Source organism: Streptomyces sp. NPDC016562 (assembly GCF_043076955.1).
Classification (GTDB): domain Bacteria; phylum Actinomycetota; class Actinomycetes; order Streptomycetales; family Streptomycetaceae; genus Streptomyces.
The window spans coordinates 518,140-530,555 of record NZ_JBIBRZ010000003.1; the positions used below are offsets into that span (position 1 = coordinate 518,140).

Sequence of the window (12,416 nt, forward strand, 5' to 3'; positions counted from 1 at the left end):
GCCCGCGGACTACGCCCGCCCCACGCCTCTGCGAACCCGCTGCTCCCGGGCCGCCTGCTCGGGGTGTCGGGCGCGCCAGTACGGATTGTCGTGCGGCAGGGCGCTGCCCACCCGCCCGTACATCCCGAACCACATCAGCATCACGCCGACGACGAAGCTGAACAGCACGTTCTGGATCCGGAACGCCAGGAAGTTGAAGCTGCTGTCCAGCAGGGCGAGATTGACGAAGCCGCTCAGGATGAAGGCCACCCCGAGCACGATGTTCAGGGTGGAGGCGAAGGTCTTGCCGATCACCATCCCGGTGAACAGCAGCGCCCCGATGCAGATCGACAGGACGCTCAGCGCGCCGTTGGTGTTCAGCGCGAGCACCGTGTCCCCGCCCGTGTCGAAGAACCCGATCCGGTCGATGAGCCCCAGGATGCCGAAGGCGACCAGCAGCAGCCCGGTCAGACCGGCGCCGACCCGGTAGACCTTGCTCAGCTTGTGATCGGCGGGCAGGTGCTCGTCGAGCCGGGCGTTGACGGGATGCAGCATGCGCTGCAGGTATCCGTGGGAGGTCTCTTGCGGCTGGGCGGCCGCATGCGGCTCATGGGGCATGAACGGCGCGTAGTGCTCATGGGGCTCGGTGCACCCGTAGAGCGCGTGCGGCACGTAGGAGGCGTGCGGTACGGGAGGCGGCGCCTGCGGCGCACGGCGCGCACGCGGCCTGTGAAAGATCCTGGACCTGTGGGAGGTGTGGGACGTGTGAGACGTATGGGCTGCCATACCGCCCTCCTCTGCTCCGTCTCCGACGATCCGCCAGCGGACTCCGTACGCGAACCCCCATGCCCGGAACCCGTACGCGTCCACTCCCGGAACCTCCAGCATCCGCCGCTCCCGGACCCCCGACAACTCCGCCGACACTGCGCGGCTGGTCGCCCGGCGGCGCCCGCACGGTGCGGCTGGGTGTCCGGCGACTGCGCGCCCCGGCCAGCCGCCGCTCGGGCAGCGGCCCGCGCCCGCCCCGGCCCCACGCCGCCCCCGCGCGTCCAGGCCCCGCAGCCGCCCGACGTGGCCTACGCGCCGCCGCGCACCCCGCCGCCGCCCGTCGCGGACTACGGGCAGGGCTTCACCCCGGCCCCCGCGGGCCCGCTGCCCGGACTCACCCTGCGGCTCGTTGTCCCCGGATGTCGGCCACCACCCGGGCCACGGCCACCCGTACCTCCTCCATCTCCTGGAGGAAGTGCCAGTAGTCGGGATGCCGCCCCTCCAGGGCCTCCCGCGCCCGGCCCACCCGCGCCACGGCCTCGTCCAGAGGCCGCGCGTGCCGCGGATCCGGCACAGTGCGCCCCTCCATCGCCAGGCGCTGCGCATCCCGGATCGCGAACCGCGTCCGGTCCACCTCCGCCTGCGGATCCCGCGCCACTGCCTCCAGCCGCGTCAGCCGGTCCTGCGCCGCCGACACCGCCTCGTCCGTGGCTTCCAGCGCCCCGCGGACCGCCTCGATCAGCGTCCCCACGTCGCCCCAGCGCTGCTCGTCCCGCGCCCGGCCCGCCTCGAACAGCCGGTCCTCGGCCTCCGCGACGTCCCGTAGGGCCTGGTCCGGTACGTGCTGCAGGTCCTGCCAGCACGCGGCCGTGAACCTCCTGCGCAGCTCGCTCAGCACCGGATCCACCCGGTCCGCCCGGTTGCGCAACGCCTGCGCGCGGGTGCGCAGGCTCACCAGCCGCCGGTCGATCTCCGCCGCCCGCTCCGGCAGCCGCGCCGCCTCGGCCCGTATCGCCTCCGCGTCCCGCAGGATCCGGTCGGCACGCTGCACGGTCTCCTGCACCCCGTGCAGGGCCGCACCCTGGTTCAGCTTGGTCAGCTCCGGCCCCAGCGCGGCCAGCCGCGCTGCCAGATCATCGGCCCGCATCCCCTTGGCCCGTACGGCGTCCAGCGCGTCACTGGCCGCGATCAGCGCGGCCCTGGCCCGCTCCCGGGCCGGCGCGACCCGCGCGAGCTGCGTCTCGGCCCTGTCCAGCAGCGGCTGCAGCCCCTGCGCGAACCGCTCCAGCTCGCCCCGTACCCGCACCAGCTCGTCGCGCGCCCGGGTCAGCTGCTCGCGCGCCCGCGCGGCCACGGCCCCGTCCAGCTCGGGCCGGTCCAGGTCGTGCGCGTCGACCGCCTCGATGTAGTGGTGGCTGACCTCGTCGATCCGCCGCCCCAGCGCCGCGAACCCCTCGACCGCCTGCCGCCCCGCTGCCGACCCGTCCGCGGCGGCGATCGTCTCGATGGAGATCCGCAGATCCCGCTGCGCCGTGTCCAGCTCGTAGAACGCGGCGGCGGCGGCATCCTTCGCCGCCTGCGCATCCGCCCGCCGACTCTCGTCCCGCCCACCGAACCACCGCCGGGATGCCGTCGTCACAATCCCTCTCCCGTGCCGCGTCCGCGAAGCCCCGGTCCATTGTCCCCCACGGGAACGGGTTTGCGTGGGTGGTGTGCCCGCCATGTAGGCTGTCCACTCATCCACGGGTGCGTAGCTCAGGGGTAGAGCGCTGCTCTTACAAAGCAGATGTCGGCGGTTCGAAACCGTCCGCGCCCACCAGCGAAAAGGCCCCCCGCCGATCACGGCGGGGGGCCTTTCGCATCCAGTTCTGACACCAGCGGGAGCGAGCCGTGAGCCCGGACCGCCGCCTCAACACCCGGTCCCTGTGCCCGATGGCCCCCAAGGGTCGACGTGAGCCCAGACGTTCATCGCGTCGGCACTCTGAGCGCGCCCCAGCCTCCCCACCCCCGCCTGGGGCGGACACCGACGGCGGCCACCAGGGTCCCGGTCCCGCGCCGAGCGTCGTCCAGCCGGACGACCCAGAGCCCAGCATCCTGACCGCCGCAGGTAAAGGCCGGTAGCCATCCCGCGGCTCGACGGGCCGCCCGGTTCCCGTGATGAACACGCAGTCGCTCTTCTCCTGCGGCCCATAGTCCTTCTCTTCCTCCTATGCTCCCGTTACATGAGCACGGGTTCCCGGCAGGCCAAGCCAAGCCCACTGCACTCCGTGTCCGTCGCCGGGGCAGTGCTGCGCGAGGACGGCCGAATCCTTGCCATCCGCCGAGCCGACTCCGAGGTCTTCGCGATCCGTCTCTGGACGCCCTGGACGTTGCGGACCCCACGTCCGCAGCCCCGACGGGCGCCATCTCCCCACCAGAACAAAGTGAAGGATCGGCTGTGCCAGCTGACGTTGCCCAGCGCCTCGATCGCCTCCCCGAGGCGCGCTCCTATGACGACCTCAAGTTGACCATCGACACCTTTGAGCACCTGTGCGACTCGTCCTACCTCTCGATGGACCTCTCTCCGACCGACACGGACGACCTGGGCGGAGCACTCTCGCGCCTGCTGGAGCAGTGGATGATTCAGATTGAGGGGCTTCGCAGCCTGGGTGGTACCGCCTACCTGCCCTACGACTTCGCAGACCAATGCACGGCATGGCTACGCGTCTCTTCAACGGATGGGCATGCGGCCGATGTTCAAGCAGGCTGGAGCGAGATCCCGGGATGGGACGTCAACCCCTTTGACTACATCCCCCAAGACCGTGAGGTTTTGGACTTCAAGCCACTCCCTGAAGCCCGGATAACCTGCCTACTGGACGACCTGGCAGCCCGTATCAACGCCAACCGCATCGCCCTCGCATCCACAGGCAACTAGCGCGGTAAGAGTGGGCGGGTGGGGAGCAGCTGCTGCACGATGTGGCGTAGGCCGGTGTGGCCGCTCCGCGTCGGTACCGATCTCATTAGGCCCGAGCGATTAGGCGGCGCGTGGCCTGGTCAGCGGGAGGAGTGGTTCGTGGTGGTGCCACACGAGGTAGTGGTCGTCACGCAGTTCTGCCGAGCCCCACTCGACTCGCATCACGCCTTGTTCGACCGAGCAGGCGTACGCCACGATGACTAACCGCAGGTCTGGTGGGAGGAGCGCTACGTCCGGATGGATGTGCTACTCGTCGAGCTCCTCCAGGTCGAGGTCGAGCTTCAGTTGCATCGGCTCCGGGCCGTGACGTCGAATCAGGTCCGCGCGGGGGCCGTAGGCCTTGGCGAGGCGCGCAGCCGTGACCGGAACATCCCTTTTCGCGTAGAGAATCGGCAGAATGGCGTGGGTGCCGATGACCATCACCGTCCTGCCCTGTATGCGTAGGGAGGATGAGCCGTCGAGTGGTGTCAGGCCGGCGGCAAGCGTCTCGTACTGTGCCGCGTGGAGACCATGGCCGTACGCTTCTTTGGTCTGCGTGCGGACTTGCTCATGAGCGTGGCGAGCCCTGGAGTGCGCTTCGACGAGGCTGGCCGGGATCGTCTTGGCCAGCGGACCTGCCACGGCTCCGAAGGTTTCTATGGCCCAAGGCGTCACTGAAGTCACTCTGTGTAGCCCTCCCCTTGCGTCGTGAGAACGCGAGCTGACCGTGCCCACGGTGAGGGCGTTGGGTGGGACGTGCAAGAGGGCAGCATGAGGGCACGGGCGCACGGGCCGCGCATGGGCAATGGCTGACATCCAAGGGTGACAGCAACGACGGCAGACGTCTGCAGCTTCCGATGAACTCTCGGGGCGCCAAAACCGCGGCGGGCAAGTCGCGCCGGACTTGCGGGCGAGCTCGCAAAGCAGTGTCGGCGGTTCGAAACCGTCCGCGCCCACAGCCGGAAGTGGTAGGTGAGAGCTTGTTTCGGCCCCTCAGTCACGATCGACCAAGGGGCCTTCTTCTGTCTGCGAATCCACTAAGAGGTCACTTCTCCTCCGGAGTTGCCGCGGGAGCGGGGCTGGCCCACTTCCCACGCGCGCCTGAGGTGCGCCGCCCGACATCCTGGGATCAGGGATGGCCTCGGCCGGAAGGGGGTCTGGCGGGGGATGGCGTGGACTAGTTCTCCTCAGGGTCCGCCACGACGAATCCGCGCACGGCGGCGAGCCCCTGGCGGCTGGTCTCCTGGTTGGCCTGCACGCGCATCGTCTCGACGAGGGCCGCGTACCGGGGATCGATCCACTCATTCATGCGCGGAGCCTACGCCTCAGCCCTTGGGCTTCGGGATGCTGGCGATCGGCCCCTCCGGGCCGTAGTGCTGGCAGTCGCCGCGACGGTGACCGTGGTGCCGGTCGATCGGCCCGGCTCCAGGTGGCGGCATTGAGTGGTCCCGTCGACCCGTCGGCGGCAATGGCCGAGTCGCGGGCCCTTGGAGTCCCGCCTGTTGTTGTCGGTCACGACATGTTCATCGGGACGACGGTCTGCGAGTAACCCCCGGTGGCTGGCCTCTCCTCTCTCGGCGCAGGTAGGGCGCGAGTGGGGTCCCGGTCCAGGGTGGCGTCGTGAACTGCTGCCTCTGGAACGGGAGATGTGGCCTTGGCGCGATGCCGGGGTAGGAGGGGTCTTGTTGGGGTTCTGGTGCCCGTTGATGAGGGGAGCTGACATGGGCGTTGCGAAGCCGTTGTCGCACGAGGAGATTGCCGAGGGGCTGGCCGAGTTGCCGGGGTGGGAGCAGCAGGGCGACGCGATCGTCCGGACGTACCCCATCGGGTATCACGCTGCGGTGGCCGCGATCGTGACGATCGCGGACCGGTCGCGGCGGATCCGGCATCAGGCGGATCTGGACCTGCGCAGCGACAGTTTGCGTGCCTCGATCACGACGCATGACGCCGGGAACCGGCTGAGCGCCGCGGACTTCGACTTGGCGCACCGCATCGACGAGATCGTGGCCGCGCACCAGGCGATTCCGCTGGACTGAGCCCGTACGGACGCGGAGGAGGCCGGCGGCCGGATGTGCGGGAACCCCTCGCGGTCCGGGCGGCCGGTCCCTACGATGGCCGCCATGGCGACAGGGCGTGCGGAGATAAAGCAGGAGTTTTTGGCTAATGCACCTCACTACGAGGCTCTGAAGACAGAGGTCACCCACTCCCTGGAAAAGGCGCTCTCGAGCCTCCAGAAAGTGAAGATTCACTCCGTTACCGCGCGGGTGAAGTCCGTCGAGAGCTTTCTTGAAAAGGTCGAGCGGAAGTCGTATGCCGATCCGTTCGTGGAGTCTGAGGACCTGGTGGGGGTGCGGCTGGTGTGCCTCTTCCTGAGTGATCTGCCGAAATTGCAGGAGCTACTCAATCGGACTTTCGATGTCCTCTCGGAGGAGGACAAGGTCACTCAGGGGGATGCCTCCTCCTTTGGGTACATGTCGCATCACTACATCTGCCGGCTCTCCGCCGCGCTCTCAGGTCCCCGGTATGACGAGATCAAGGACATCAAGTTCGAAGTCCAGGTGCGTACGATCCTGATGGACGCCTGGGCGAACATCTCGCACCACCTGGCCTACAAGAACGAGGAGAGCATCCCCGCCGACCTGGTGCGTGACTTCCATGCGCTGAGCGGTCTCCTGTATGTGGCCGACCGGCAGTTCCAGACGCTGAACCGGGACGCCGCACATTCGGCAGCCCGTGCTGAGCGGGAGGTCCTCCAGAGTGAGGAGATCCTCGATTCGGCCATTAACAGCGATACGGTGCGGGCGTTGTTTCGGCGGCAGTATCCGGACCGCAAACACGCGAGTGAGACGGCGGTGTCGGAATTCATTTCCGAGTTGCCGTGGAGCGGTCTGGACGACCTTCGGGAACTGGCGAAGATCCTGCGCGACCGTCATGACGACGCACTCGCCTACGAGAAGCAATATCCGCCAGGTCTGAAGAGCCGCTCGTTTGCGGACGTCGGACTGGCCCGAGCTGCTCTGGCCATTCACAGTCCGGCCTATGCCGAACGTAAGTACGGCTATCTGGATATGAGGCACTCCAAGTTCCGAGCGGAGTAAGCGGACGGGAAAGACCCCCGGCCGGTCAAGGTCGGGGGTCTTTGGGTCAGGCGTTGGGGCGCTTGCCGTGGTTGGCCTTCTTCTTCTTGCGTGCACGTCGCTTGTTGCCTCGCTTGGCCATGGTGGAGGACTCCCTCGTCGGTGGTGTTCATGCCTTCGTCAGTCTAGGTTCGGGCTGGTTTGTCCGCATGTGCGGTGAGGTCATGGGGGCTTGGCCGCGGCGTTGGGGCGTGGGATCGTCGAAGGATGGGCGACTGGCTCGCGTGGGGCGGGGTGGGCGCGGCCGTGGTCGCGGCCGCCGGGGTGCTGGTGATGACCGAGCGGGCCCTGGGGGCCGGCTTCGAGCGCAGGCGGGGCGAGGAACGGGCGCGGATATGGGAGCGCCTCGGGGAACGGGACGAGCCGGCCGGGCCGTCCGTGCTGCCCGGCGCTTCGACGTTCGACGACGTCGGCGGCATCCGGCATTCCGCCCCGCGACTCGCCGACCGGCGGGACGACTTCACGCCGCTCCTCGTCGAGTACTACGCCTACGGGCTGACCCAGGCGCGCAGCAGCTTCGCGACCAGCCAGCGGTTCGCCGGGATCGGGGCGGCGATCCTGCTCTGCGGGGTGGCGCTGGCCGTGGCGAAGGCCGAGGCCGGCGGGGAGCTGTACCTCGGGATCGTGACTGGCTCGTTCGGGCTGGTCACGACCCTGATCGGGCAGCTGTTCCATCGGCGGGCCGACCTCGCGCTCAGGCACATGGCCGACCAGACCGCCGCGCTGCGCGACGACCGGCGGGCCGCCGAGACGACTCAGCAGGCCATCGAGCTGCTGGACACCGTGGAGGACGCCGGGCTGAGGGCCCGCCTCCAGGCCGGACTGATCATGAAGTTGTCGGGCGCCGAGCTGCCCCGGTAGCGGGATAGTAGGAGTATGTGCCGCTCCATTAAGACCCTGCGCCCGCCCGCGATCCCCGAGAAGGCGACCGAGGAGGAGATCCGGGCCGCCGCCCTGCAGTACGTACGGAAGGTGTCCGGGTTCCGGGTGCCCGCCGCGCACAACCGCGAGGTGTTCGAGGCGGCCGTGGACGCGGTCGCGGAGGCCACCCGGGACCTGCTCGACGGCGTACACGTACGGGGGCAGGCCGCCCCGGCGTGAGCCGTACGGGGCTACCTCGTTCGGGGCTACGTCGTGCGGCGGCGCATCAGCACCCACACGCCGGCGCCGAGCGCGCTCGCGGCGAGGGCGCCCCCCACTGCGATCTGGCCCGTGCTCATCGAGCCCACGCTGCCGCCCGTCCCGCCGCGCGCGGCGCCCGGCGAGACGTACAGGGAGGCGGTGACGCGCTCACCGCCGGGGCCGCCGCACTCGAAGGTGACGCGGTGCGTGCCCGTGGTGGCGTTGCGCGAGACGGTGGTGCTGGCGAAGAGGGTGCCGGAGTCCGCGTTGCCGGGGCTCAGCCGGACCTCGCCGAAGGCGGTCGACGTGGCCCTGGCGACCCGGGTGCCGCAGCCGTCGACGCTCAGGGCGACCCGGCCGCCCGGGGCGACGCTCGTGGGGGAGACGGTGGCGGAGGGGAAGGCGTAGGCGAGCGTGGCGGGAGCGGCGGCGGCCAGGACCAGGGTCGCGGCTGCGACGGTCATCAGGCGGCGCGGTGCGGCGGGCGGCTTCGCGAGCGGTTTGACGGGCATGGAGTGAACTCCTCGGCTCCTCGAAACGGCGCGGCCAGGGCACGGATGTGACGCGGATTCGGTTGCGCACCGTGCAGTGGACGCTAGGAGCCCAGGACCCGGGCGGCGATCGGGGCCGGGTGAACGGGTGAGCCACTGCTCCGACCGGGGGACCTGAGGGAGAGGTCGAGCAGGCGCCCGGGGGTTCAGGCCGCCGCCGCCGGGAGGGGACGGCGTACGAGGAACGCCGCCAGGGCGCCCGCGGCGAACAGGGCGACGATCGAGAGCGCCGTGCCGAGCCACTGGGTGCCCAGCCACTGCGTCCCGAAATAGCCCAGGGCCACGCTGTACCCGGCCCAGGCCATGCCCGCCAGCACCGACCAGGGCAAGAACTCCGCCACCCTGCGCTGCGTCTTGCCCGCACCCAGCGACACCACCGAACGCCCGGCCGGGGCGAAACGAGCGATCACCACCAGGGCGCCGCCGCCGCGCGCCAGAGCCGTACCGAGGCGCTCATGGGCCCGGGTCAGGCGGCGGGAGCGGGCGATGGCCCGGTCGAGCCGCGCCCCGCCGCGCCGCGCCAGCCGAAACGCGGCCATGTCACCGAGCACTGACGCCGTCGTGGCGATCACCAGCAGCAGCAGGATGTCCGGCACCTGAGCGGGCACCGGTACCGGCACGGGTCCCGCCGCCCCGGCAGCCGCCGCGGCCGCCGCAGCGGTGATCACCAGAACCCCGCTCGGCAGCACCGGAAGGAAGACATCGAGCACGACGGACACCGCCACCAGGGCGTAGATCCATGGGCTCGCGGTCAGCGACCCCAAAGTCTCAAACAAAGCGGGACTCCCCAGTCCGGTTGACGTGCTGCGGCATGAAGCGCCGCGACGTCGCGGGGGAGCGGCAGGAGCGGCTGACAGCCATACAGCGTACGCCCGACGGCGCCACCCCGGACGCCCGGGGCGACTTCCAAGCCACCGCCACGTCACCCCGCGGCCGCCGCCGCGTCAACTCCGCAGCCGCCGCTGCCGAGCAGCCTCCACGCAGCCTCGCACCGGCCCGGCCACCTGCCTCGAGGCACGGCGCATGCCGCTACTCCGCGCCGGTGAGCTCCCGGTCCAGCACCGTCACCAGCCGCGCCGCTCCCCGCTCCTTGCGCGCCTGCTCCAGCCACAGCCGCGCGCCGCGCCCCGACAACGCCAGCGTCATCAGCTGATTCCCGAACCACGGCCCGCCCGTACGACGCCAGTTCAACGGCGGCCGCCCCGTCCGCCCGTGCACGGAGAAACCGCGCCCCAGCCACCGGCCCGTCCGCGACCAGCCCAGCCGGAAGCCCCACTTCACCACGGTATGAATGGAATTGTGAACCGGCGAGCACGTCAGCTGGAACACGCGCGCCGTACTCGGTATTCGAGGCTCGGCCACATACGCGTGATGCACGTCCCCCGACAGCACGCACACCGTCGCCGGCGCCCGCGGACCCGTCCCCACCTCCTCGATCAGATCCGTCAGCGCCGCGAACGAGGCAGGAAAGGCCGCCCAGTGCTCCAGATCGCTGCGCCGGCGCAGATTCTCACCGATCCGCGCCCACCGCGGCCCGCGCTCCCCACGACACAAGGCGGCATTCCACGTCTCGGCATCATGGATCAGCGGCGGCATCAGCCACGGCAGCGAGGAGCCGATCAGCAAATGGTCATAACCGCCATGCCCGGCCAAGGCGTTCTCCCGGAGCCACTGCTCCTCCGTCGGATCGAGCATCGCCCGCCCGTCCTCGGCCAGCACCCGCGCCGCCCGCGTGTCCACCATCAGCAGCCGGGTCCGGCCGAAGTCACGCCGGTAGCTCCAGCGCACAGAGGCGGGATCGGCATCCGCGGCGGACGCGAAGGCCCGCAGCTCATCCGTACCGTCCGGGGTCCGGCTCACCGCCCCGTACAGCCCGTCCTGCGCCAGCTCGGCGGGCGAGAGATTGCCCAGGTGCTGGTACACCCAGTACGACATCAGACCGCTGAGCACCCGCTCCCGCCACCACGGCGTCGCCCGCATCTCCTCCAGCCACGCCGCGCTCGTGTTCCAGTCGTCGATGACGTCGTGATCGTCGAATATGTGCAGGCTGGGCACGGTCGACAGCAGCCAGCGGATCTCGGGGTCGAGCCAGGACTCGTAGTACAGCCGGGTGTACTCCTCGTAGTCCGCGACCTGGGCTCCGGGCGCATCCCGCAAGTCCCGCCGGGCCGCGAGCCACTCCTTGGTCTCCCGCGACAGCGCATCGGCGTACACCTGATCGCCCAGGAGCAGCAGGACGTCCGGACGCACCGCCTCCGGGTCGGCGGCCAGCCGCGACGCGAGGGTGTCGAGCGCGTCAGCGCCGTGCGGCCCACGCCGGCCGGCGGGCGGCGCGGCCTGACGACACGATCCGAAGGTGACGCGCAGCCCGGGAGCGGTCCGGCCGGCAGCGGACCGGTCGGCAGCGAGCCGGCCGGGGCCTGCCACCGCCGGCGTACTGATCGTGCTCGGCGGGAAGCCGCTGCCGGGCAGCGGCCACACCTGCCGGCCGTCGAGCAGCACCTCATACGCCGTCGTCGCACCGGGAGTCAGACCGGTCACCGGCACCAAGGCGTAGTGGTGCCCGGCTATCTGGAAGGTGCGAACACTCCCACCCGCCCCGTCGGCGCACCGCACCTCGGCCGTGCACGGCCGGTCCGCCTCGACCCATATGGTCGCCGAACCGCCCGTATCCCAGTCGACGTAGCGCAGCAGCGGCCCCAGACGCAGTCCGGCCATGTAACTCCCCCTCCTCCGTGTCCCCTTCGATCACGGTACGACGGAGAGGGGGAGCCACGCCTCCCCCTGACGGGGGAAAGATCGACCGGCTGGGTCAGCAGCCGTTCAGGACGTTCACCAGGGCCGTCTTCTCGGCGGAGTCCATGCTCAGGCCCCAGTACTGCTTCACGTGGACCCACATCCGCGCGTAGGTACAGCGGTACGCGGTCCGCGACGGCATCCACTCCGCGGGGTCGAGGTCGCCCTTGGCCTGGTTGACGTTGTCGGTGACCGCGATGAGCTGCGGGCGGGTGAGGTCGTTGGCGAACTGCTGGCGCTTGCTGGTGGTCCAGGAGCTGGCACCGGAACGCCACGCCTCGGAGAGCGCGACGACGTGGTCGATGTCGAGGTCGGAGGCGGCGGTCCAGGTGGCGCCGTCGTACTCGGAGTACCAGTTTCCGCTGATCGCGGCGCAGGAGGAGTCCTGGACGACGTTCACGCCGTCCCGCTTGAGGACGGTCTCGCGGGTGTTGCAGGTACCGGAGACGGTGCTCCAGTGCGGGAAGAGGTCACGGCTGTAGCCGGTGCTGGAACCCTCGGCCTTCGGCGTGACCGTCGCCAGGTACGTGCGGGCGGCCGAGGCGCTGATGGGGGTGGGCGGGGCGGCCTGGGCGGCGGGGGCGTTCACGAGGGTGGTGAGCGCGGCGAGGGCCGCCGCTGACGCGAGCACGCCAAATCGACGCGCGTAGATGCTGGGTATGAGTGCCATGAGGGACTCCCTGGGTGCGGGGGGATCGGCCGTGCGGCCCCGGCGGGGCGTGGCCAGGATGGCGGCGCCGGGTTTCGAGGGGATGGGCGCCAGATGACAGCGTGGCGACATGAGCACGTCACATCAAGAGTTCAACGTGCCGGATTTAAGGGGAAGTTGTAATTCCGGTGGTGGGGGGAGAGGGGCGAAGGGGGCTGGTGGGGCGAGGGCGGGGGCAGCTGCGCGGGCGTCCGTCAGCGGACCGGACGCGTCCGGGGATCAGGGCCGGGAGGTCAGACGGGACCAAAGTCCCCTTCCGGTCGCCCACCGACCTCGCGTACCGTGTACGGAGCAGAAGGGGAGTAGCTCTTCGCCGGACCGTCGACATACTGCTGGGTCACACCAGCCGGCGCCCGGAGGCAGGCCGCGGACAGCGGTCGGCCAGCGAGACCTTCGGCCGCAGTGTCCTGTTCAGGCGTAGG

Annotated in this window: 14 protein-coding genes, 1 tRNA gene and 1 pseudogene; 7 read left to right on the forward strand and 9 right to left on the reverse strand. The window is 70.2% G+C overall.

Annotated elements, in window-relative coordinates:
• Nucleotides 1-9: 9 nt before the first annotated feature.
• Nucleotides 10-534, reverse strand: a complete 525-nt coding sequence (locus ACF059_RS17470) for a DUF4383 domain-containing protein (protein WP_361941077.1) — start codon at nucleotides 532-534, stop codon at nucleotides 10-12.
• A gap of 607 nt (nucleotides 535-1,141) precedes the next feature.
• Entirely contained in the window at nucleotides 1,142-2,470 is a 1,329-nt protein-coding gene (locus ACF059_RS17475) for a hypothetical protein (RefSeq protein ID WP_392058146.1), read from the reverse strand.
• Between the two features lie 21 nt (nucleotides 2,471-2,491).
• Here ACF059_RS17475 and ACF059_RS17480 point away from each other — a divergent pair.
• The 3 genes and pseudogenes from ACF059_RS17480 (at nucleotide 2,492) to ACF059_RS17490 (ending at nucleotide 3,661) form a co-directional block, all read left to right on the forward strand.
• A tRNA-Val gene (locus tag ACF059_RS17480) sits at nucleotides 2,492-2,566 on the forward strand.
• A 403-nt stretch (nucleotides 2,567-2,969) separates the two neighbouring features.
• Nucleotides 2,970-3,080, forward strand: a pseudogene (locus ACF059_RS17485) (NUDIX hydrolase); the annotation flags it as partial.
• 104 nt (nucleotides 3,081-3,184) lie between these two features.
• Nucleotides 3,185-3,661 carry a hypothetical protein gene (locus tag ACF059_RS17490; protein WP_392058174.1) on the forward strand — a complete coding sequence of 159 codons (477 nt, stop codon included), beginning with the start codon at nucleotides 3,185-3,187 and terminating at the stop codon, nucleotides 3,659-3,661.
• A gap of 285 nt (nucleotides 3,662-3,946) precedes the next feature.
• Here the strand turns inward: ACF059_RS17490 and ACF059_RS17495 are convergent, their stop codons facing one another.
• Together ACF059_RS17495 and ACF059_RS17500 are read right to left on the reverse strand one after the other, a co-directional pair.
• Nucleotides 3,947-4,321 (reverse strand): hypothetical protein, encoded by a 375-nt coding sequence (locus tag ACF059_RS17495; RefSeq protein WP_392057658.1) that lies wholly within the window; start codon nucleotides 4,319-4,321, stop codon nucleotides 3,947-3,949.
• A 535-nt stretch (nucleotides 4,322-4,856) separates the two neighbouring features.
• Complete coding sequence (locus ACF059_RS17500) at nucleotides 4,857-4,988, reverse strand: hypothetical protein (RefSeq protein WP_392057661.1); 132 nt, start codon at nucleotides 4,986-4,988, stop codon at nucleotides 4,857-4,859.
• A 412-nt stretch (nucleotides 4,989-5,400) separates the two neighbouring features.
• Between ACF059_RS17500 and ACF059_RS17505 the strand changes: the two genes are divergently transcribed.
• Nucleotides 5,401-5,715, forward strand: a complete 315-nt coding sequence (locus ACF059_RS17505) for a 4a-hydroxytetrahydrobiopterin dehydratase (protein WP_366868689.1) — start codon at nucleotides 5,401-5,403, stop codon at nucleotides 5,713-5,715.
• Nucleotides 5,716-5,799: 84 nt separating this feature from the next.
• Nucleotides 5,800-6,777 (forward strand): GTP pyrophosphokinase family protein, encoded by a 978-nt coding sequence (locus ACF059_RS17510; RefSeq protein ID WP_392057664.1) that lies wholly within the window; start codon nucleotides 5,800-5,802, stop codon nucleotides 6,775-6,777.
• A gap of 46 nt (nucleotides 6,778-6,823) precedes the next feature.
• On the opposite strand, the gene ACF059_RS17515 is transcribed toward ACF059_RS17510, so the two are convergent.
• Complete coding sequence (locus ACF059_RS17515; protein ID WP_100661309.1) at nucleotides 6,824-6,898, reverse strand: 50S ribosomal protein bL37; 75 nt, start codon at nucleotides 6,896-6,898, stop codon at nucleotides 6,824-6,826.
• A gap of 125 nt (nucleotides 6,899-7,023) precedes the next feature.
• On the opposite strand from ACF059_RS17515, the gene ACF059_RS17520 reads away from it, so the two are divergent.
• Together ACF059_RS17520 and ACF059_RS17525 are read left to right on the forward strand one after the other, a co-directional pair.
• The gene (locus ACF059_RS17520) at nucleotides 7,024-7,677 is read left to right on the forward strand and encodes a hypothetical protein (RefSeq protein WP_392057667.1); all 654 of its coding nucleotides are present in this window, start codon (nucleotides 7,024-7,026) and stop codon (nucleotides 7,675-7,677) included.
• Between the two features lie 15 nt (nucleotides 7,678-7,692).
• On the forward strand, nucleotides 7,693-7,917 hold the full coding sequence (locus ACF059_RS17525; protein WP_361940954.1) for a DUF2277 domain-containing protein: 225 nt from the start codon (nucleotides 7,693-7,695) through the stop codon (nucleotides 7,915-7,917).
• A 26-nt stretch (nucleotides 7,918-7,943) separates the two neighbouring features.
• Here ACF059_RS17525 and ACF059_RS17530 read toward each other — a convergent pair whose 3' ends face one another.
• The 4 genes from ACF059_RS17530 to ACF059_RS17545 form a co-directional block, all read right to left on the reverse strand.
• Nucleotides 7,944-8,450 (reverse strand): hypothetical protein, encoded by a 507-nt coding sequence (locus ACF059_RS17530; protein WP_392057670.1) that lies wholly within the window; start codon nucleotides 8,448-8,450, stop codon nucleotides 7,944-7,946.
• A gap of 185 nt (nucleotides 8,451-8,635) precedes the next feature.
• On the reverse strand, nucleotides 8,636-9,265 hold the full coding sequence (locus ACF059_RS17535) for a VTT domain-containing protein (protein ID WP_361940960.1): 630 nt from the start codon (nucleotides 9,263-9,265) through the stop codon (nucleotides 8,636-8,638).
• 253 nt (nucleotides 9,266-9,518) lie between these two features.
• Complete coding sequence (locus ACF059_RS17540) at nucleotides 9,519-11,207, reverse strand: alkaline phosphatase D family protein (RefSeq protein WP_392057673.1); 1,689 nt, start codon at nucleotides 11,205-11,207, stop codon at nucleotides 9,519-9,521.
• A gap of 94 nt (nucleotides 11,208-11,301) precedes the next feature.
• The gene (locus tag ACF059_RS17545; protein ID WP_392057675.1) at nucleotides 11,302-11,955 is read right to left on the reverse strand and encodes an HNH endonuclease family protein; all 654 of its coding nucleotides are present in this window, start codon (nucleotides 11,953-11,955) and stop codon (nucleotides 11,302-11,304) included.
• Nucleotides 11,956-12,416: the final 461 nt, after the last annotated feature.

Bases quoted from the DNA above. Each gene is read 5' to 3' on its own strand.
- ACF059_RS17470 (WP_361941077.1), bottom strand. From the start codon at position 534: ATGCTGCATCCCGTCAACGCCCGGCTCGACGAGCACCTGCCCGCCGAT.
- ACF059_RS17475 (WP_392058146.1), bottom strand. From the start codon at position 2,470: ATGGCGGGCACACCACCCACGCAAACCCGTTCCCGTGGGGGACAATGG.
- ACF059_RS17500 (WP_392057661.1), bottom strand. From the start codon at position 4,988: ATGAATGAGTGGATCGATCCCCGGTACGCGGCCCTCGTCGAGACGATG.
- ACF059_RS17505 (WP_366868689.1), top strand. From the start codon at position 5,401: ATGGGCGTTGCGAAGCCGTTGTCGCACGAGGAGATTGCCGAGGGGCTG.
- ACF059_RS17510 (WP_392057664.1), top strand. From the start codon at position 5,800: ATGGCGACAGGGCGTGCGGAGATAAAGCAGGAGTTTTTGGCTAATGCA.
- ACF059_RS17520 (WP_392057667.1), top strand. From the start codon at position 7,024: ATGGGCGACTGGCTCGCGTGGGGCGGGGTGGGCGCGGCCGTGGTCGCG.
- ACF059_RS17525 (WP_361940954.1), top strand. From the start codon at position 7,693: ATGTGCCGCTCCATTAAGACCCTGCGCCCGCCCGCGATCCCCGAGAAG.
- ACF059_RS17530 (WP_392057670.1), bottom strand. From the start codon at position 8,450: ATGCCCGTCAAACCGCTCGCGAAGCCGCCCGCCGCACCGCGCCGCCTG.
- ACF059_RS17540 (WP_392057673.1), bottom strand. From the start codon at position 11,207: ATGGCCGGACTGCGTCTGGGGCCGCTGCTGCGCTACGTCGACTGGGAT.
- ACF059_RS17545 (WP_392057675.1), bottom strand. From the start codon at position 11,955: ATGGCACTCATACCCAGCATCTACGCGCGTCGATTTGGCGTGCTCGCG.